Source organism: Mesorhizobium sp. WSM4808 (assembly GCF_055811675.1).
The window spans coordinates 294,216-314,588 of record NZ_JBVVQX010000008.1 but is presented as its reverse complement, the minus strand read 5'-3'; the positions used below and the strand labels follow the sequence as shown (position 1 = coordinate 314,588).

Genomic DNA, 20,373 nt, shown 5'->3' with positions numbered 1-20,373 from the left:
CATGAACGCCACCTGGAGCCGCTTCAACATCACTTCGATCGTGCTTGGCTTTGCCTTTCTCTATCTGCCGATCGTGCTGCTCATCGTCTTCTCGTTCAACGAGTCGAAACTGGTTACGGTCTGGGGTGGTTTCTCGACCAAATGGTACGTCTCGCTGTTCCACAATCAGGGCCTCATGGACGCGACCTGGGTGACGGCGCGCGTTGGCCTGATCTCGGCCACGGTAGCGACCGTTCTCGGCACGCTGGCGGCACTCACCTTGACCCGCTACACGCGCTTCAAGGGCAGGGTGCTGTTCTCCGGCATGGTCTTTGCGCCGCTGGTCATGCCGGAAGTGATCACCGGCCTGTCGCTGCTGCTGCTCTTCGTCGCGGTCGGGCTCGACCGTGGCTTTCTCACCGTGACGCTCGCCCATATCACGCTGACCATGTGCTTCGTCGCCGTGGTCGTGCAGTCGCGGCTCATGACTTTCGACCGCTCGCTGGAAGAAGCCGCGATGGATCTTGGCGCAACGCCGGTGAAGACCTTCTTCCAGATCACATTGCCGGTCATCATGCCGGCGATCGTCTCCGGCTGGATGCTGGCTTTCACGCTTTCGCTCGACGATCTGGTCATCGCAAGCTTCACCTCCGGGCCGGGCGCGACGACGCTGCCGATGAAGATCTACAGCCAGGTTCGCCTCGGCGTGACGCCGGAAATCAACGCTGCCTGCACCATCCTGATCGCTGTCGTGGCGATTGGCGTCATCATCGCCTCGCTTGCCAACAAGCGGCGTGAGGTGCAGCGCCAGCTCGACGAGCAGGCGGCGCAGCGCGGGTGAAAGACAGGAGGCGCAGTGGCGGCCTATTCCCCCGAAACGCCGCGGCTGATCGGGGAAATGAACGGCGTGCTCCAGGTTCCGCCGACGAAGAACGATGACTGGTTGGGACCTTGCTGGCCGTTGGCCTGCGTTGCCGCCTGGTCAGGCTGAATGACGCCGCCGGACAAGGCCAGTCCGCGCCCGGCGTAGGACGCGATGCCGGACAGCCAGATCTTGTACTTCGCTGAATTGGCCTCGGCCTTGTCGATCCGCGCCACGCCCTTCGAAATGGTGGCCTTGATCTCGGCGCCGTCGATCGGCAATGTTCCGTCGGAGACGTCGTCGAGCGCGAAGAAGCCGCCCTGTTCGGTATGTTTGAGGAAGGCCGGCAGGTTGAGCTTGCTCAACGCACCCGGCCCGAAGGTCGCCGAGACCGAGCCGTCGGCATTGTCGAAGATGGAATCCCAGGTTCTGCCCGGCCCCTTGAGGATCACCGAGACGGTGCCCGTGCCGACCGGCACCAGCCGCGTCATCCCTGCCGCCGTGCCGAACGCACCGCCGTCGATGTCGGACGCCAGAAGGCGGATTTCGACCTGCGAGCCCTCCGGCTTGCGATCGAAGCGAAGGCTGGTCTGGATGTTGCCGCCGAAGGCCGAGGCATCGGAGATGTCGAAGACGGACAGACCATCCTTGACCTGGGCCGTGGCGGCGACATCGGCGAGCTGGATAGGCCCCGCCGTGGCGTGGGCTGCCGACAGCCTCAGATCGAGATTGATCTTGTCGGCGAAACTTGTGTCGATTTCGCCGGGTCCCGCCCCTCCGGTCGGCACCAGCGGGGTGAAGGCTGACAGAAACGATCTGAGGTCGAGCGTGTCGAAGGCGAGCGTGCCGGAGATCACCGGTTGTGCTTCACCAAGCGAGAGGTCCAGTGCACCCATCCCCGGATTGTTGTCGAGTGCAATTGCCGTGTTGTCGAACTTGACGCGCCCGCCCGTCGCGGTGATCTTGCTCGAAATGCTGACCGAGCCGATCGCCGCACCCGGAGCGATGCCGGCCTGCGACCATTCCAGGACACGCCGCAGCGAGGGTGCCGAGAACTTCGCCTGACCGTCGAAATAGGTATTTTCAGACATGCTGGCCGTGCCGTCGAACGAGAAGGTGGCGGGCGCCGCCTTGAAGGACAGCGTCAGCGGCGCCGTGCCGCCGGCAAACAGCACAAGCGGCCTGGCCGAGGCGACGTCCAGCGCGACGCTTTCGCCCCGCCAGATCCCTGTTGCCGACAGCGTCGCATTGCTGTTCATCGCCGCCCAATTCGCCTGACCGTTTAAACTGCTCAGGATCTCGACGTCCTTGCCGCCGATGGACGCTACCATTCGGCCGTCGCGAAACTCGACCGTGCCGAAGGTGTCGGTAGGCAGCTTGTCGAGGTCCGGCTTGGCGGGGTCGGCATTGACCACGCCGCGCGCCGTGTCGATGGAACGCGTGATGCGCCCGCCGGTGGGGACAGCGGGCAGGAAAAGGCCGGCAGGCGTGCGCTGGACCCGGATCGTCGGCCGCACCAGCCGCGCCGTCGAAAACACCACGTCGCCGCGCAGCGCCGCCATGGCGGAAAGGTCGACCTCGACCCGTTCTGCCTCGACCACAGGCGGCGCCTCGGTGTCGGTCCATTGTGAAAGCGTCACATCGGTCAGGATTGCCCGGAATGTCGGCCAGACCTCGATGCGCGGCGAACCGTCGATGGCGACCCGGAAGCCGCTCCACGCGCTCATTTCCCAGGCGATGCGGTCGCGCACGATACGGGTGGAGGCAATCAGCGGCAGGGCGGCAACGACCAGCGCGACGACGATCACGGCAGCGCCGATCGCCCATATTCCGCGCCGGATCATAGATGATGGCATATGGCCCCGTATGCTTCCATTCCGACAAATCGCCCGGCGGGTGTAACCCCGGTCGTCACCACGACCCCAGTCGTCACCACGACCCCAGTCGTCACCACGACCCCCAGTCGTCACCACGACTTCAAGTTGTCACTACGACTTAGGGCTGAGGCATTTCAAGTCTTTATGGCCCGGCGATGGCATTTGCGCACATCTGGTCGCATCAGCCGAACAAAATCTTGCTCTGCTGCGCTGCGATATGCATAAGCGATGGCGACCGTGGAGGAACGATCATGGCTGCCGGACAACCGCTCTGGACCCCGACGCAAGACCAGATTGACGCAGCACCCTTGACCGCCTTCACCAAGGCCGCCGGAGTGAAAGCCGGCGTAGCGTTTTCCTCGTATTCGCAGCTTCATGCCTGGTCGGTCGAGGACCGTGAGGGGTTCTGGAGCCTGATCTGGGATTTCTGCGGCATCGTCGGCGACAAGGGCGATAGGCTGCTCGTCGACGGCGACAAGATGCCCGGCGCTTCTTTCTTTCCCGATGCGACACTGAATTTCGCCGAGAATCTGCTGAAGAAGACCGGCTCAGGCGACGCAATCGTGTTTCGCGGCGAAGACAAGGTCGAGCGCCGGCTGTCCTGGAACGCGTTGCACGCGCTGACCTCGCGGCTGCAGGAGCTTTTCCTGTCGCTCAAGGTGAAGAAGGGCGACCGCATCGCCGCCATGATGCCCAACATGCCGGAGACCGTCGCCGCCATGCTGGCCGCCGCCTCGATCGGCGCGGTTTGGTCGTCCTGCTCTCCCGATTTCGGCGAGCAGGGCGTGCTCGACAGGTTCGGCCAGATCGAGCCCGTCGTCTTCATCGCGCCGGATGGCTATTGGTACAATGGCAAGGCGATCGAAGTCGCCGACAAGATCGCCGCGGTCGCGGCCAAGCTCGGCACTGTCCGCAAGATTCTGGTCGTCGATTATCTCGGCACATCGAGCGATGTCGCCGGGGCCATCGACAAGGCGGTAGCGCTGGAAGAGGCGCTGTCGCCCTTCGTCGGCAAGCCCGTTGCCTTCGAGCCGCTGCCGTTTTCGCATCCGCTCTACATCCTGTTTTCGTCGGGAACGACCGGCATTCCCAAATGCATCGTCCATTCGGCCGGCGGCACGCTGATCCAGCATGTCAAGGAACACCGGCTGCATGCCGGTCTCACCGATGGCGACCGCTTCTTCTACTTCACCACCTGCGGCTGGATGATGTGGAACTGGCTGGTGTCGGGGCTCGCTTCGGGGGCCACGTTGCTGCTCTATGACGGTTCGCCCTTCTACCCCGACGGCAATGTGCTGTTCGATTTCGCCGATGCCGAGAAGATGACGTTCCTCGGCACCTCGGCCAAGTTCATCGATTCCGTGCGCAAGGCCGGCCTCAAGCCGATCCGCACGCATGATCTGGCCACGGTGCGGGCAATCTCCTCCACCGGCTCGCCGCTGTCGCCGGAAGATTTCCGCTTCGTTTATGACGGCATCAAGAAGGACGTGCATCTGGCCTCGGTCTCCGGCGGCACCGACATCGTCTCCTGCTTCGTGCTCGGCGTGCCGACGCAGCCTGTCTGGACCGGCGAGATCCAGGGACCCGGCCTTGGCCTTGCGGTCGATGTCTGGGACGATGACGGCAGGCCGGTCCGGCAGGAGAAGGGCGAGTTGGTCTGCACCAAGGCTTTTCCGGCGATGCCGATCGGCTTCTGGAACGACCCCGAGGGCAAGAAGTACCGGGCGGCCTATTTCGAGCGCTTCGACAATGTCTGGTGTCACGGCGATTTCGCCGAATGGACCGCGCATGGCGGCCTGATCATCCATGGCCGCTCCGACGCCACGCTCAACCCGGGCGGCGTGCGCATCGGCACGGCGGAGATCTACAACCAGGTCGAACAGATGCCGGAGATTCTGGAAGCACTGTGCATCGGCCAGGACTTCGACAACGACGTGCGCGTCGTCCTGTTCGTGCGCCTGGCCGCCGGCGCGCAGCTCGACGAAAATCTGGAAAAACGCATCCGCGCCAAGATCCGCAGTGGCGCCAGTCCCCGCCATGTCCCGGCCAGGATCGTTGCCGTGTCGGATATTCCCCGCACCAAGTCGGGTAAGATCACCGAACTCGCGGTGCGCGACGTGGTGCACGGCCGCGCCATCAAGAACAAGGAAGCGCTCGCCAACCCGGAAGCGCTCGACCTGTTCAAGAACCTGCCGCAGCTGGCCGAGTAGCTGCTACTGCATGTCGCTCAAAAGTGGTCCGGTTTTGAGACAACGACATGCATGAAAAAGGCCTTTCCGGCATGGTTAACGAAATATCTCGCTAGAATTTACCTAGATTTCATGAGTGGTACACATTCGTAAATTTTCCGGCACTCCGGTAAGGAGTTGTTAAGGTCCGGCGTCGATAGTCGCAGGTAACTTGAGGGAGAAATCCCGTTCCTCAGCCCCGAGGATCCGAATTCGCTCAAGCCCCCGTTGTGACAGCAATCCCATCTCTTAAGGCGCCCTTTGGGCGCCTTTTCTTTTTATCGGGACCGAACCGCGGAGAGGGCTGATCTATTCCGCGAGCACACGGGTCGACGGAAAAGCGACCTCGACCAGAGTGCCTTCGCCCGGTGTCGAATTGATGGTGAACCGGGCACGGTTGGCTTCCACCATCGCTTTGGTCAACGGCAGTCCAAGCCCGGTACCGTCACCGCGTCCGCGCTTCAGCGCGTTGATCTGCTTGAACGGCTTTAGCGCCTGCTCGATCTCGGCATGGCTCATGCCGATGCCGGTGTCGCGCACCCGCATGACGACGTCGCCCGACGTCTCATAGGCGGTCGAGACGATCACCTGGCCGCCGGCCTGGGTGTAACGGATGGCATTCGACAGGATGTTGAGCGCGATCTGGCGCACGCTGCGCAGGTCCGCCACCACTTCCGGCAGCCGCGAAGCGAAGCTGGAGCGGATGATGACCCGTTCGCGGTTGGCCTGCGGCTGCATCATCGCCACCGTCTCGGCCAGCGTGTCGTTGAGCGACACCGCTTCATAGGCCATCTCCTGCTGGCCGGCCTCGATCTTGGAGATGTCGAGCAGGTCGTTGACCAGATCGAGCACATGATTGCCCGAGCGGTTGATATCGCGCAGATAGTCGCGGTAGCGATCGTTGGCGACAGGTCCGAACTTCTCGTCGACCATCAATTCCGAAAAACCGATGATGGCATTGAGCGGGGTGCGGATCTCGTGGCTGATGCGGGCCAGGAAATCGGTCTTCTGCGAGGACGCGCGCTCGGCCACCGCACGTGCCTGCGTCAAGTCCTCTTCGGCCCGCTTCCACTGCGTGATGTCGCGAACGACGGCGCAGAAGCCGCTGTCGTTGGGCAGCCGACCGATGGTCATGAACAGCGGAATGAAGCGGCCTTGCGACTCGCGCCCGATCACCTCGCGGCCGTCGTTCATGACACTCGCCACGCCGGGCTCGGACAGTCCGTTGAGATAGTCGCGCGCCGCGCGCTGGCTTTCGATCGCAAACAGCGAGGCGAACGGCTTGCCGGTCACATCGTCGCTGTCGAAGCCGAACAGCGCTTCCGCAGGCCGGCTGATCGATCGGATGGTGCCGTCACGGCCGATCAACACGACGCCGTCGGTGGCGGTGTCGATAATGGTGCGCATCTCGGCGATGCGCGCCTTGAGTTCGGAAATATCCGGCTGCGTCTGCTCGTCGCCAACCACATGCAGGCTCGCCGGCGCATCATCCTCGCCGGAGCGTCGCACGACCAGCATCAGCGCCTTGCCGTCGCGCCAGGGGACCGAGCGCAAAATGGCCTCGATCGGGAATTCCTGTCCGTCACGCGTTTTCAGCCGCAGCGCGCGATCGGTGCCGTCGGAAACGCCGTCGTCGGCATAGGGGTCGGCAAACAACGCGCCGAGGCCGCCGGCATCCGCCAGATCGTCAAGCGCCTCGTAACCCGTCAGGCTGAGGAATTCCTCATTCGCATAGTGCAACCGGTCCCCGGAATGGATGAGCAGCGGCACGGGCAGCTTGCCGAGCAGCGACGTGTCCGGAGCCTTGTGTTCATCTCCGGCGGAAAACGCCGACGGCACGAACCCTTCGGCCTTGAGCGGCGGAACCTGCAGGCGAGGGCGCTCGAGGGGTATTTCCGCAGAGTCGCCTGCGGTTTCCTCGCCAACCGTCTGCTCGTCGGGCGACGCGGCTTCCTCGTCGGGCTGCGCCCAATCCTCATTGTCTTCGGCATCGCGAAAATCCGCCGACGTCATGCTGTCGTCATCGAGGCTATCATGTGTCGCGTCAGTGGCTTCAGGCTCTTCGCCGGGCGAAACGGCAGCTGTGTTCTCTGGTTCCGCCGCCACGGGGCCACGTTCGTCATCTTGGCCGGCATAGTCGAGCAACGAGCCCGTCACATTCACCCCCGAGCGGGCGTCACGAGGGGCTTCGTCCGCGTGACCGTCAAGCCGTGCCAGATCCCGCTCGTCTTCGGCATCGACATCGGATGCCTCGACCGGTTCGTTCTCTGGCCCTGACGCAGGGATGCCGTCGGTGCGCATCGGGTCGTCGGACGCATTGACCGGAGCCTCGGTCTCCGCTGCCGATGCCTCCACAGTCTCGGTCTCTGGCGGCCCGACCGGAGCGCTATCCTTCTTCAGCCGCTCGCCGATTTCGCGGAACGCGCTGCGTTCCAGGGTCGACAGGCCCTTGTCGTTGGCAGGCTGGCGATGTTCGGCGAGCCGGATCACCTTATCGGCAAAGCGCCGCTCCTGTTTCGGCACGATGGTCAACGCCGGCACCTCGCCCTTGAACGGATCCGATGCCTGCGTGTCCTCGGTCTTGGGCTCTTCGGCGTTCGGCTGTTCGGGCGCGGGTTGGATGATTTGCGGTTCCGGCGTTGCCGGCGCCTGGCTATTGGGCACCAGCGCCATGCCGATGGCCTCCGGATCGACGACCGCGTCGCTGGCGCGGGCGACGCCGAAGCCGCGGAAACCCTCGAAGGCGCGGCTGCGGCCATAGACAGGCAGCGCCGCCAGGTCGACCGGTATCTTCAGATCGGTGCCGACGACCGGCCACAGCACGGAGCGCCCGGACCAGGTATCGCGCCGTTCGAGGAGCCCTGATATCTCGCCGGAGGGGTCGAGGCCGAATGTAGCGGCGACATCCCTGAAGCGGCGGCCGATCACGTCGGCCGCCGGCTTGCCAACGATGTCGGCGAATTCCGGCGACAGCGCGCTGAACTTGCCTTCGGCATCGGTGCGCCAGACGAAACGCACCGGCGCCGCTGCGCGGTCTATCGCCGAGACGGTCGTCGGCGTGGCCGTGGACTGGACTTCCAGGGCGGCCGGCTCTTGAGGCGCTTCAGGTCCGGACGCGGCAGGTCGCGGCGCCTGTTGCCCTCCGTCTTCGCCGGCGTTGAAGTACCAATGGTCGTGCTGCGCGGGCATGCGCTCTGCTGCCGGCCGATCGCTGTTGGCCGCCGTCGGCGCCTGTCCGATCGCATCGGCGATCTCATGCTGCTGCGATGCGGCGATGTCGCCGGCCGGCTGCGAGGCGCTCGGTTCGTCGGCCGGTGCCTCGCGACCCTGTTCCGGCTGGGAAGCCGCGTCGCCAGCAGGTGCCGTCTCGGCAATGGTTTGCGTAGGATGTTCGCCCGCAGGGGCTGTGTCGTCGAGCTGGTCCTCGTCGATCACCACCAGCAGATGCCGCTCCTCGGTCAATCTTGCCAGCCCTGCCGGGTAGGAGGCCGTGCCGCCGGGGACAAGGCGCTTGACGATGCGGTCGCTCTCGGCTGCGACGTCGGCGACCAGTGCCGCCAGCGTCTCCGGGAGGATGCCCAGTGCCGAAAATCCTTCCGAGGCCGCCTCGACGTTGCCCCCGGCATCGACAAAGGCGATGAAATGACCATCCTCGGTGAGGCCGCTAATGGCGCGCGCGGCGATTTCGCCGGCACTGCGTGACCCGGTCTGAGCCGCCGGCACTGCCAGCATGATCGCCTTTTCGGCGTCCGGCATGGTCACCGCACTGGCCAGGAAGCCGACGGCGCGGCTGGTCATGCCGGTCGCCAGCCGCACCATGATGGCGCGGTCACTGCCAATCTCGGGAAATCCGCTGGTCGCCATGATCTGGCGCCTGGCGATCACGGGCAACTGCGCCGAGGCGCCGATGATCGCCTCGATGTCGGGATAACCGAACATCGCGGCTCCTGGCCCGTTGGCCCAGATCACCTGCTCCAGATCCGCCGACAGGATCGCGATCGCGTCGCCTGCCGCAAAGCGCTGGCGGACCGCGTCGAGCACGGCGACATCGAGGAAGGAATATTCGGACGGCATGCGCTTGGCGGACCTCACGGAGCGGCGATTTTGCAGTTAACGCTTTGTTAATAAAAGCCGGAGGCGCGAAGGTCCACAAGCCAGAACGTGCAAAGGCTTGAATCTGGGCTCTTGGTTAACGGCCCAAAAGAAATTTATGGTGCACTGCAACAAAGATATTGCAACGCACAAAATTTGCCTTTATATTGCCATCATACAGGAACGAGACGGCTTTCTGTCAAAGCCGCTGCCGCTGAAAAGGATGGAAAATGTCCAGGACCAAGACCGCCGAGACGATCGAAAACGTTGAATTCCCGAGCTTCGACGCTTCCAAGGCCACCGACCAGATGCGCGCCTTCGCCGAAAAGGGCGTTGAGCAGTCGAAAGAGGCCTATGCCAAGCTGAAGACCGGCGCCGAGGAGACCCAGAAGGCTCTGGAGTCGACCTACGAGACCGCCAAGACCGTTTCCAACGACCTGTCGCTCAAGACCATCTCCGCTTTGCGTGCCAATGCCGAGGCCGGCTTTTCCCACCTCGAAGCCCTGATCGGCGCCAAGTCGCTGTCGGAAGTCGTCGAGCTGCAGACCGCCTTCCTGCGCAAGCGCGTCGAATCGACCGTCGAGCAGGCCAAGGACTTCCAGGCCGTTGCCTCCAAGGCGGCCGAGGACGTCTCCAAGCCGATCAAGACCGCCTTCGAGAAGGCGATGAAGGAAATCAAGGTTGCCTAACATTTGCGCATGATCTGAAGATGCAACAAAAGGTCGCATTTTCTTAAAAACGATCAGGTGTATGATAGCAGCCATCAAGGAATACCCGGTGAGTGGAACCTCCTCCCTCTGCTCCCCGGGGTGACCAGCCAGCACCTCCTCCCGCTGGCTCGTAACAGGAAAAGGCCGGCACCTCCTCCCGCCGGCCTTTTTCTTTGTCCGTCGCCCGGCCCTTGCCTGCGCCTTCTTGCTGGGCAAATGCCGCGTCGATGTGGGGAAGTGACCTTTGCTTTCCAAAAGCCTTGAATTAGAATCCATAAGCCCGTAAGGACGCATCGCCGAACGACAGAGCGGGCGGATGAGTTTCTGTTTCGATCCGCTCAGGCAACGTGCCGTTGTAGCTCAGATGGTTAGAGCGCCGGATTGTGGATCCGGAGGTCGCTGGTTCGATCCCAGCCAACGGTACCACTGGATTTTCCGCTAAATCATTGAGTCTGTTATAGAATTTGTAACATCTGGGGATCGGTCTTGCGGCTATTTCCTATTTTGTGTTACATATTGTGCAACGGAGAGGCGATCATTTCCATTACTACCGTCGTCTGCCCAGAGAGGTCAGGGACCTCGACGAGCGTCGCGTGTTCGTGCGCCGCGCCCTCGACACCGCAGACCGGATAAAGGCGCGCACCGCCCGAGATCTCCATGAGGCTGCTGACAATGCTTTATGGGCTTCGTTGATGCTGGGTGAAAATCCACAGGCGGCGCGTATCCGATACCAACAAGCCATCAAGCGCGCCGAGTCCTTGGGATTCGTCTATCGACCGCTCGCCGAGATCCTGGTCGCCGAGCCCCTCGATACCATCCTGCAGCGGGTAGAGAGCACGATAGGCGAGCCTGCCAAATCACCATCTGTCGATGCGGTCGGCGGGGCGGTCGCTCGCCCTGACGACAAGATATCGGAAGCGCTGAAGCTATACTTCAACGAGATTGCCCGCGACGAAATCCGCACAAAAAGCCCTGACCAGAAGAAGCGCTGGAAAGCAAAGCGCGAAATGAGGTCGAGGTGTTTATCGGCATGGTCGGCGACAAGCCTATGAGCGAGATAACGCGCGACGACGCGCGAGTGGTACACAAATATTGGCTGGATCGAATTGCGCCTGAGAAAGGGAGAGCAGACCGTTCAGCGTCGACAGGCAACCGAAACATGGGCAATCTTCGGACCCTCTACGCCGACTACTTTCGCCATCTAGGTTTCCCCGAACAGAAGAATCCGTTCGCCGATCTGTCATTCGCCGACAAGTCGAAACGCAGTCGACCGCCGTTCCCGACCGACTGGATTCGCGACAAGATATTTGCGCCTGGCGCGCTTGCGACACTCAATGATGAGGCGAGGGGAATCGTGCTTGCCTTCGCTGAGACAGGAGCCCGGCCGAGCGAACTCGCGAACCTGCATACCGGTGTCATCCATGTTGACCACGAGGTGCCGCACATTTCAGTCGAGCCGCGTGACGATCCCGACGATCCACGAGAGATCAAGACCGCCTCGTCGGTGCGCAAGATACCGCTGGTCGGCGTGGCGCTTGAGGTGTTCAAAAAGCACCCCAACGGCTTCCCGCGGTACAAGGATCGCGAGGCGTCGCTGTCAGCCCTGCTCAACAAGCACTTCAAGAGCTACAATTTGTTCCCGACTGACAATCACACTGTCTATTCACTGCGCCATTCATTCGAAGACCGCATGAAGAACGGTAGGCTGGACGAGGAGCTTCGGCGCATGCTGATGGGCCACACGATCGACCGTCCGAAATACGGCGAGGGCGGCGACATGAAGATGTGGCAAGAGGAACTTATGAAGATCGTGTTGCCGTTCGATCCTGGGATCGTATGACACGCTGGCGCACTGCGGCGAGGCGTTCCTCCTTCGCTCGATAATCCTGCAGGGCGCGTTCAAGATAGTCGTACAGCGGGAGCCATATCTCGCCTTGGTCGTCGCGCCCGACGATTATCTCGGCCACGCGATCGAGCGCTCGCTCAATCCGGTGCACGGTGATTGGTTGAAGCGTGGGCGAATATCGCCTCAATGCTTCGCCTTTCTGCAAGACCAGAAATGTACCGTGCCTAATGCGTAGGCGGACTTTCTTGGCGCAGTGAAGGGCCTGCGTTCGGCTCGGGGTGTAGTCGGCGGCTGCGGCGTGCAAATGGGACAGGCTCTTTGCCCATCGGGGATTGGTACGGGAGAGCGCTACCGCCTTTCCCCGCATTCGGAAGACTTGCGGCATCTTCTACGATGTAGGGCGTGATGGACTGTCTTGCTGCTGCAAAACCGAAAAGGCAACGCCGGCCCGAAGCCGAGCAGGTCAGCCGTCTTTTTCCAGTCTACGCGCCGTATTTTTGGCCGTGAACTCGATCGTTCGTATCGCCCGCAGCCAGGACATTCTGTGCCAGGGCCGCGGCTCGGCCGCCAATTCCGCCGTGTGTTACGTGCTCGGCATCACCTCCATTGATCCCGAACGCAGCAATCTCCTGTTCGAAGGTTGAGCAACGAGCGGCGCGAGATCGTCATGCAATGGGTACCAAGGGTACCATCCGCGATGCGGGAAAGGCGCTCGGATTGCCCGAGACATGACCAGACTTCTGTCCTCGCAGATTTGGGGCCATGTCGAAGCCGTCCACGCGCAGCGAGCCACAGGGCTGAATCTGAATCTCGATGATCGGCGGCTGCGGCTTTCCCGGTGGCTTCGTCCTGAGCCATGATCGGCTCGACGAACCCCCTGGGAGCGAGCGCCCGACATCGTCAGGCTCCTTAAACGACCTCTTGTCGCGGCCAACGAGACGCTTTGTCCTAGCCGATGTCGGCCCTCACGATCTGCGACGGTCTACCCCGTTGGTAGTCCCATTTCCGCGCAAGGGAGCAAACAATTTGGATTCGTTTGCACATTTCGGATCAAAATGCAGTTCCGACCGTTAGACGCGCAGCCAGGTTGGAGGCAGCGATGAACGTCAGTGACGAAGCCACGAAATCTTTTTGGATGAAGGACACGGAGTTGCCCTCGGCCCCGCAACTGGAACAGGATGTGCGATGCGATGTGGCGGTGGTGGGGGCGGGCATGGCCGGCGTTTCTATTGCCTACGAACTTGCGCTGGCGGGACAGTCAGTGGTGCTGGTTGACAGGGGGCGGCTGCTCGGTGGGATGACTTGCCGCACGACCGCCCACTTGGCCCCGATCTGCGACGACGGCCTAAGCGAACTCGTCAAAATCCGCGGCGAGGATCTCGCTCGAGGTTTTCAAGAGAGCCAGCAAGCCGCTGTCGACCGGATCGAGGAACACGTCAGCGATCTTGAAATAGACTGCGACTTTCGTCGGCTCGACGGATTTCTTTTTCCCGCAGCCTGGATGGACGAAAATGAAGCCACCAAGCAATGTGATGAAGAGTATGAAGCGGCTGGCAAGGTTGGTGCAATCGCAGACCACGGCCGCGGCGTTCCGTTGAAAGGCCATGAGGCGGCGCCGGTGCTACGCTATCCCGATCAGGCCACGTTTCACCCACTGAAATATCTTCGTGCCCTGCTTGACGATTTCCGGGAGCGCGGAGGCAAGGCTTTTGCCGAAAGTGCCGTCACCGAGATCGAGGAGGGTGAACAGATCCGCCTTCGCGTCGAAGGGGGCGCAACCATCACAGCCGATAACGCCGTGTTTGCCACAAACTCGCCGGTCAATACGGTGGTGGCCATCCACAGCAAGATGGCGCCCTATCGGACCTATGCGATGGCATTCGAGCTGCCCAAAGCAACTCTTCCGGACGCGCTCTATTGGGATATGGACGATCCCTACTACTACGTTCGTCTCCAACCCGGGGAGGGTGACATCGACTATCTAATTGCGGGCGGTCGTGATCATAAATCTGGCGAAGCCGATGACGGCTCGGCGCGTTTCGATGCATTGGACGCCTGGATCCGCGCCCTTGTCCCGGAACTGGGCGAGGAAGCAGCGCGTTGGTCTGGCCAGGTTCTCGACACGATCGATTATTGCGGATTCATCGGCCGCAATCCTTGCAGCAAGAACGTCTTTATCGCTACCGGGGATTCAGGACAAGGAATCACCCACGGAGCGTTGGCTGGCCTGCTCATCCGGGACCTTGTCGTCGGTGGGTCCAGTGTGTGGGAGGAGGTTTATGCCCCCGATCGCAAGCCTCCCTTGGCATTGGCGAACTACGTTAGCGAGAATCTGACGGCGTTGAAGAATTTCGCGGAGTATCTGTTGCCCGGCGAGATCAAATCAGCCGCCGATCTGGAACCCGGTCAGGGCGGTATTCTCCGCGATGGTTTGAGAAAACTCGCCGTGTGCCGTGACCAAAACGGTGGAATGCACATGCATTCCGCCAGTTGCACGCATCTCGGCTGCATCGTCCATTGGAATTCGACCGAGCAGTGCTGGGACTGCCCCTGCCATGGCTCCCAGTTCGCGCCGGATGGAGCCGTTCTCAACGGTCCCGCCATCCGTCCTTTGTCGCGCCGGACCGGAACCGCCTCAGATTGGTCCAAGAGATCACACGCACAATCCCACAGCGGCGCAGACTGAAACTCCCGGTCCGGTCTTGAACACCAACATTTCAACCGGCGGGGCGCTTTCCCACCTGGACACACTTCATCGTTCAAAATATCTCGCTGAACGCGAGGATCGCGAACGCGACGACGGTGTCGCGCTAGACCAATGCCATCGGCATGTAACGGATGATTACCCTGTCTTGCCGGAAACGGCGCTCCAGTTCGGAGCGGCGGGCGCACCAATCGGACAAGTCGGCTTCTTCCGCCATGACCTCGAAGATGACAATTTCATCGATGGCGGAGTCGGCACCCTTTCGCCACAACCCCTCTGCTGGCGCCTGAAGGTAGTGACGCCATCGAACCGGGCAGCCAGCTCTTCCTTGACCCGATCGAAAGCTTCCCGCTCAAATGGCCGGCCGTCATTGTCCGCGCGAGGAAGCAGGATTTGGAAGAGGTGCATGGCGACTTCTCACTGAAAAGCATCCAACGGCCTTCATGGCGCCCCGTTCCTTCCGGGATAGCTCGGCCGGAGTGACACTGGTGAAGCTGACGCTTGAGCGGGGGCCGAATGACGCTCTGTCGAAACTCACGCCCATGATTCAACGCGGGTGACATCGTGCTGCCGTAAACCTGCCTGAAGTCCGCTCGACGGACAGCCCCGATTAGCGACCTTCGTGGCAGCCGCACGGCCGGATGCGAGCGTCACATCTGCCAGCTGCGACTTCGCCTAATACGCTCTCGACTGCGGGCTTTTCGACGCGCAACTCTAAGCTCGGCAAGTGTTGGCCACCACCAACCCCTCAGGCGTTCGGTCGGTCCAGCGGCCACCCTTGCGGGCCATGTCCTTACAAGTTCGCCCAGCGTAGCCGAGCGCCATCTGCCCCAAACCAACTCGCCGTTCGAAGCCATTGCGTGAGGATAAAGGGCAGTTGCGTCTGATGGCACGACCACTTCACCGGAAATGTCAGTGAAGACGACGACCCCGTAGAGCTCGGTTGCGACAGCGCGACCCAGGCGAGGTTGATCGTGAGTTGGCAACGGATAGCGGTGACGCCGGCGTTCAGCAGCCAGTTGGCGCGAGGTTCTGTAGGCTTCAGTATTTCTGGCGTCCACACGTCGCCGTTTCCTTTCCTCCGGCTCGGCATTGCGAGCAGCTTTTTCGATGCTTGGCCACCGGCGCCGGAGTTCGTCATATGAGCGAAATGGAACTCTCCAGGCCCGCAATTCGTCGTCCCAACCCGACCACGGGACGGCGCGCAACTCTTCAAGCACTGTCCTCGAGTAGGGCGTACGAATGCGCAGGTCGTCCGCGATCTCCAGATATTGGCTCGATATTGGATCGAAGGCGAACGCATCTCGTCCCTTGCTGTCCTCGTGGGGCGTCCGTAGCGCTGCCTCTTGCGCTAGCCAGCGTTCAATCCGCCGGGCTGCCGTCGTGCCGGGTACGAACCAGCTCTTGCGCTCGTCACTCCATCTTGCGCGCGGAAAAGCTTGCTGAAACCGCTCGACGGCCATTCGATCGAAGGAAAAGCGGGCTTCGGCGCCACTTGCCTCCTGCTTCTGCGGCCCGGGACGTGGGTTGTGATCCATTGGAATGCATCGTTCGCGTTTTGTCGCAGGGAACGCAGTGACGGCCCTAAAGGTTCATCGGCCTCGCAAGCCTCCGGACCCCTGAACCGATGCCAAATGCCAAAGCTGTAGTGAAACTTTCCCCCCGTCCCGCGGTTAAGGAGCTGAGAGGACTACACCGTCTAAATCGAAACGAGAGATCGGCTGCGGGCGAGCCTCCCCAAAAGGGTCGGTCGCGTGCCAGAAGAGGGGAGGGCGCAGGAGGTGAAACATGGCATCGAGACACATCGGTCGCCAGCCCGGGCACGAGATATGCGCCGGTATGGAAAAGGAGCGGCGGTTATTGGCGAGGCTGCCTGCAAGACTGACAACCCCGCCGCCGGCATAATGCAATGACCCGCATCGCGACCTTTAATTTGAATGGCGTGAACGGTCGCCTGCCGGTGCTCATCAGATGGCTAGGTCAGACCAACTATGACATCGTATGCCTTCAGGAATTGAAGACCTCGGATGAGAAATTTCCCGCCGAAGCCATCAGGAACGCCGGTTACGGTGCCGTCTGGCATGGGCAGAAGTCTTATAACGGTCGTCCGAGGGAAAGAGCCGCTGGAGCGTCGGCGTGGCCTCCCGGGTGATCCTGACGATACTCACAGCCGGTATATCGAGGCGGAGGTGGATGGGAGATCGGCTGTCTGTACCTGCCCAACGGCAATCCAGCGCCTGGCCCGAAATTCGATCGTCTGATCAGTTACAGCCAGGTATTGCTCAGGGAAGTATCCCCGTGCGTTCTGTGCGGCGACTATAATGTCGTGCCGCCGCCGATCGATGCCGCGGTGCCAGGACGTTGGCTAGGCGACGCGGTCTACTTTCCGGAGAGCCGGCAAGCTTACGCCGAAATGCTTGGTTATGGCTGGATCGATGGTGTCCGCCGTATCCATCCGGAGAAGGGCATCTATACGTATTGGAACTTTTCGTATCGTGGCGGTTTCGACAGGAGTTCCGGCCTGCGCATGGACCATCTCCTCGTCACCCCGTCACTTTCGTCCAGGTTACGTGATGCCGGGGTGGACGCTGATTTGCGCGGCTGGGAAAAACCGAGTGATCATGCGCCAGCCCGGATAGAGCTCAACCTACCCGGCCGTCATTGAAGGGTGCCGTTGTTCGCCATGATGCCGGGCTTTCGCTAGTTGCAAAGCTGGTCTCTGCACTGACCTGAGGAACATGCATCTGCAGTCGAAGTTCGGGATGTGCTTGGTGAGGACGACTCCCTCCTTGAAACGACCAAGCTCGGGTGCGAGGGCCCGCCTCTGGTTCCGAGACCCGGTGGCGGGCCTATGCAATGCCAGCAAGCGTTAAGTTTTTTCTGCAGGCCTGGAACCTGTTTCTGAAATCGAAGTTGGGTTTGCAGCTTGGCTCCCCGGGCCAGGTCTCAAAGCAAGGCCCGCCGCTGTTTGTGTCCTCAGTGGCGGGCCTACTTCGTTTCCGCTCAACGCTACATTGCGCTTGACTAAAGCAACGATCATCCACGCAATCTCACATGGCATCGGTCCATGGCCAGGTCGGCACGATCATTTTTTGGGTGACGGTGACCACGCCGACCAGTTGGTCACAAGGAGTGACCAAACGACGAGACCTATAGCTACGGGCACAACGGCAATCCAGCAACAAAGCACGATGTGTCTAGGCTGCTCGTAGCCTCCGCGATTTGTCACGTCGGGCGTCATGATTTTTCCTCCTGATCGCCGCAGCGTCGCAGTGCGACGAGCCGGTGAAATTGCCCAAGACATGACGCCGACGTGCAGATGTCGGCACAACGCCAGCCACACGGTTCTGTTCCGCAACGTGGGCACTCATTGCCAGCAGCCCAAGAATTATTCCTCCCGGTAGTCCAGCAGCTTCGCATGGCGAAGCTGCTCCTCGCCCTTTAGAAACCGCACGCGACCGACCAGACCAGGCTTGAGCCATTCGGCCTTTTCTTTCTTTAGACCGATCGGCACTGGTCCCCCGACCTTCCCTTGCACGCGATCCCATAGTCGCTGACGCTTGTCGGCTTTAAAGGCAACGAACGCGCCGCCAGCATAGCGACCCTTGTCGGCCATGAGCACCATCGCGGGCTTTCCGGCCTCGCGCTGCACGCCAATGATGTCCATTTCCTTTTCGGCATAGCACTTGATCTTGCGCCAGTTCATCGTCGGCCCGCTGCGGTAGACGCTATCCTTGCGCTTTGAGACCATGCCCTCCAGCCCTGCCCTGTCGACTAGGTGATAAACCGCATCGCCAGTGCCGGGCATAGCTTTGCTGGCCTGAATGCGGCCGACGGCTGGTATCAATGCCTGCAGGATCTCGCGGCGGTCTTCCACCGGCATGTTGCGCAGATCGTGCCCGTTCAGGTGCAGGAGATCGAACGCCACCAAATACAGGTCGCGCGACGGCTTACGGCGGGTAACGGCTGATTGCAGGGCGTGGAAGTCGGACCGTCCGGCCTCGTCGACCGTGATAGTCTCGCCATCGATGATGAAACTTTCGGCCTCGATCGCCTCCGCCTCTCCGGCAAGTTCGATGTAGCGGCCGGTCCAGTCGTAACCATTCTTGGTGAACAGCCGGATTCCGTTTTCATCCTTGATAATTTGGGTGCGATACCCGTCGAATTTGATCTCATGGAGCCATTCGTCGCCCTGCGGTGGCGTGTCGACCAGCTCGGGCTCCATGGGCTTGATGAACTTCAGAGGCATGCGCCGACTCGCATAGTGCGATTCAATTAGCGCGCGCTAAAATGGTTCCGGAACATTTTAGACGAATTGAATGTTTGACAGTTATGACGAAGCTATCCGACCTTGGACCGCCGATTCCCGGCAAGCAGCACGGCGGCGAGCCTGCCGACGAGCGCAACAATTTTATGACCTGTCCGGTGTGCGGCCAGCAGTTCGACATGCGCGACTTCCGCCAGGTCGCTTGGCACAATCTGCCTCAGCATGAGCCGCTGGAGCCGGAGCTTGCCACAGGCCGGAACGCGAAATGGTTGCGGATGCGATCGTTGAAATAGCGGCCCTTGGCAAAGGCAGTTTTAAAATCGGCGTAGGTATCAGGCGGCACGTCCAGAAAGTCGTACTGCCTGCCGCCCGCTACAAACCACACCGATAGAACCCTGGTGTCCGGATTGTATTCGAACCTGCGTATCGAGGTTGACGGCATGGTGCACCAGATGCTGCTAGTGAGCGACCCGCGAGATGGCCCGCCCACTGAGGAAGCGGGAGCGGGCCGAGCACGGCTGTACGCCCGTGGCCATCATCGCCTCCACGGAAGGGGCGGTGACAGAATTTCAACTCCCATTGGATTGCGGCGTTCCACACATAAACGAAAAGGCCCGCCACCTCTCGGCAGCGGGCAGTGTAGGTCGCTAGGAAACCCAGCGGTAACTAAAGTACACCCCGTCTCGCCAAAAGGGAAATGTTAGATATCTCTAATGTATGATTCGGACCCCGGGGGCTGACCGTGGCGTATCAAATCCGAGAATATCTTGCGGGCCAGGTGATAGCGGAATACCGGGCTGAGGCCCCGACATCCTATTGCGCCGCCGCACAGGCAACGAAAAGGCCACTGACGCTCCACCGATCCGGAAACTACTTTCTTGAGGTGACCGACGAGAGCAATGGCCGAGTGTTCGCCTACCAATACGCCGACTTGCTCTACTGAGTGGGTCTGAGTAGCGGCTGCTGCTCGCCTCCGGGTCAAAAACCCGCCGCCCCATTCATAGCAGCGGCGGGCCGTGCCTAGGGATAGTTGGACTAGACGGTGTGTTGATTCACCCCTGATGGATGGCTGAGGTGCAAAACCATGCAACCACAAACCCCGATACGCGACAGAAAGCCGTCGCAACGTCAACTTTACTCAAGCCGGAATTCAACCGCATGCTTGTCGGCCTCACTAATAAGGCCGCTGTCCATGGCGGCTTCGAACGCCTTGGTGAAATACTGATCATCGGAAGCCTCGTGATTCTGCTGCGCAAGATCGATCGGCAGAGCTCCGATCACGCGGCCCGTTGTCTTCTCGATGACCGTGACGGTCCTCTGCATCAGGGTTTATTGACCGTGTCGTCGACTGCGTTGGCCGTCGATTTGACGTCCCTGCCGACGCCTCGGACGGTGTTGGCGCAGGCCGCAAGGGCCAAGGCACAGGCAAGAATGACAATCGGTGTGATGCGTAGCAGTCTCATGGACGGGTTCTCCTATTTGTGGTTATCAAGTCCGCTTTGCCGTATCGCACCTGTAACCGCCATCACCTTGTTGTGGGCGGCCGCTTCATCTGCGGTGTCAAAGGGCGTTGCGATGGTCGTCCCATCCAGAGCCAGTATTCACAGCCAGGAACGGAAGGCCGATCAGCGGTGGTGCGTAGACAACGTACGCTGGGCGGGCATTCTTCATCGCCCATGTAGCACCCTTTGTCGGTCAGGACCTAATCCACGCCCTGAAGACCAAAAAGCCCGCCAGCCGGAGCCAGCGGGCTTCCAGTGGTCAAAGACCTGCTCAGGTCGCAGAAAGACCCGACTCGATGACTTGCG

At 61.3% G+C, this 20,373-nt stretch carries 13 protein-coding genes, 1 tRNA gene and 2 pseudogenes; 10 read left to right on the top strand and 6 right to left on the bottom strand.

Annotation, left to right across the window (positions count from 1 at the left end):
- The first annotated feature begins 1 nt into the window (after position 1).
- Positions 2–820, top strand: a complete 819-nt coding sequence (locus tag AC0L2U_RS17280; protein ID WP_013530251.1) for an ABC transporter permease — start codon at positions 2–4, stop codon at positions 818–820.
- 23 nt (positions 821–843) lie between these two features.
- Here AC0L2U_RS17280 and AC0L2U_RS17275 read toward each other — a convergent pair whose 3' ends face one another.
- Positions 844–2,697, bottom strand: coding sequence for an AsmA family protein (locus tag AC0L2U_RS17275; protein WP_127272203.1), 1,854 nt, complete (start codon positions 2,695–2,697; stop codon positions 844–846).
- 272 nt (positions 2,698–2,969) lie between these two features.
- Here AC0L2U_RS17275 and AC0L2U_RS17270 point away from each other — a divergent pair, with 272 nt between their 5' ends.
- On the top strand, positions 2,970–4,928 hold the full coding sequence (locus tag AC0L2U_RS17270) for an acetoacetate--CoA ligase (protein WP_473602308.1): 1,959 nt from the start codon (positions 2,970–2,972) through the stop codon (positions 4,926–4,928).
- Between the two features lie 327 nt (positions 4,929–5,255).
- On the opposite strand, the gene AC0L2U_RS17265 is transcribed toward AC0L2U_RS17270, so the two are convergent.
- Positions 5,256–9,020 (bottom strand): PAS domain S-box protein, encoded by a 3,765-nt coding sequence (locus AC0L2U_RS17265; RefSeq protein WP_127807872.1) that lies wholly within the window; start codon positions 9,018–9,020, stop codon positions 5,256–5,258.
- Between the two features lie 248 nt (positions 9,021–9,268).
- On the opposite strand from AC0L2U_RS17265, the gene AC0L2U_RS17260 reads away from it, so the two are divergent.
- From AC0L2U_RS17260 to AC0L2U_RS17230, 7 genes and pseudogenes are all read left to right on the top strand, one after another.
- The gene (locus tag AC0L2U_RS17260) at positions 9,269–9,727 is read left to right on the top strand and encodes a phasin (protein WP_127327947.1); all 459 of its coding nucleotides are present in this window, start codon (positions 9,269–9,271) and stop codon (positions 9,725–9,727) included.
- A gap of 370 nt (positions 9,728–10,097) precedes the next feature.
- Positions 10,098–10,174 (top strand) — tRNA-His (locus AC0L2U_RS17255).
- Positions 10,175–10,341: 167 nt separating this feature from the next.
- Positions 10,342–10,800, top strand: a complete 459-nt coding sequence (locus AC0L2U_RS17250) for a hypothetical protein (protein WP_245481801.1) — start codon at positions 10,342–10,344, stop codon at positions 10,798–10,800.
- A complete protein-coding gene (locus AC0L2U_RS17245; protein ID WP_245481800.1) occupies positions 10,779–11,588 on the top strand; it encodes a site-specific integrase in 810 nt (269 codons plus the stop codon). The genes AC0L2U_RS17250 and AC0L2U_RS17245 overlap by 22 nt, the downstream gene beginning before the upstream one ends.
- Positions 11,589–12,088: 500 nt before the next feature.
- Positions 12,089–12,467: pseudogene (gene dnaE2, locus AC0L2U_RS17240) on the top strand (error-prone DNA polymerase); the annotation flags it as partial.
- Positions 12,468–12,693: 226 nt separating this feature from the next.
- Positions 12,694–14,280, top strand: a complete 1,587-nt coding sequence (locus AC0L2U_RS17235) for an FAD-dependent oxidoreductase (protein ID WP_127395383.1) — start codon at positions 12,694–12,696, stop codon at positions 14,278–14,280.
- Between the two features lie 1,927 nt (positions 14,281–16,207).
- Positions 16,208–16,963 (top strand): annotated as a pseudogene (locus AC0L2U_RS17230) (endonuclease/exonuclease/phosphatase family protein).
- Positions 16,964–17,686: 723 nt separating this feature from the next.
- Here the strand turns inward: AC0L2U_RS17230 and AC0L2U_RS17225 are convergent.
- Entirely contained in the window at positions 17,687–18,547 is an 861-nt protein-coding gene (locus tag AC0L2U_RS17225; protein ID WP_292693839.1) for an ATP-dependent DNA ligase, read from the bottom strand.
- Between the two features lie 41 nt (positions 18,548–18,588).
- Between AC0L2U_RS17225 and AC0L2U_RS17220 the strand changes: the two genes are divergently transcribed.
- The gene (locus AC0L2U_RS17220; RefSeq protein WP_245481799.1) at positions 18,589–18,858 is read left to right on the top strand and encodes a hypothetical protein; all 270 of its coding nucleotides are present in this window, start codon (positions 18,589–18,591) and stop codon (positions 18,856–18,858) included.
- Here AC0L2U_RS17220 and AC0L2U_RS17215 read toward each other — a convergent pair.
- From AC0L2U_RS17215 to AC0L2U_RS17205, 3 genes are all read right to left on the bottom strand, one after another.
- Positions 18,783–19,007 (bottom strand): KTSC domain-containing protein, encoded by a 225-nt coding sequence (locus tag AC0L2U_RS17215; protein WP_189525991.1) that lies wholly within the window; start codon positions 19,005–19,007, stop codon positions 18,783–18,785. The genes AC0L2U_RS17220 and AC0L2U_RS17215 overlap by 76 nt on opposite strands.
- 692 nt (positions 19,008–19,699) lie before the next feature.
- Entirely contained in the window at positions 19,700–19,888 is a 189-nt protein-coding gene (locus AC0L2U_RS17210) for a hypothetical protein (RefSeq protein ID WP_236383367.1), read from the bottom strand.
- Positions 19,888–20,028 carry an entericidin A/B family lipoprotein gene (locus AC0L2U_RS17205; RefSeq protein WP_127395386.1) on the bottom strand — a complete coding sequence of 47 codons (141 nt, stop codon included), beginning with the start codon at positions 20,026–20,028 and terminating at the stop codon, positions 19,888–19,890. Before AC0L2U_RS17205 ends, AC0L2U_RS17210 begins: the two co-directional genes overlap by 1 nt.
- Positions 20,029–20,373 lie beyond the last annotated feature (345 nt).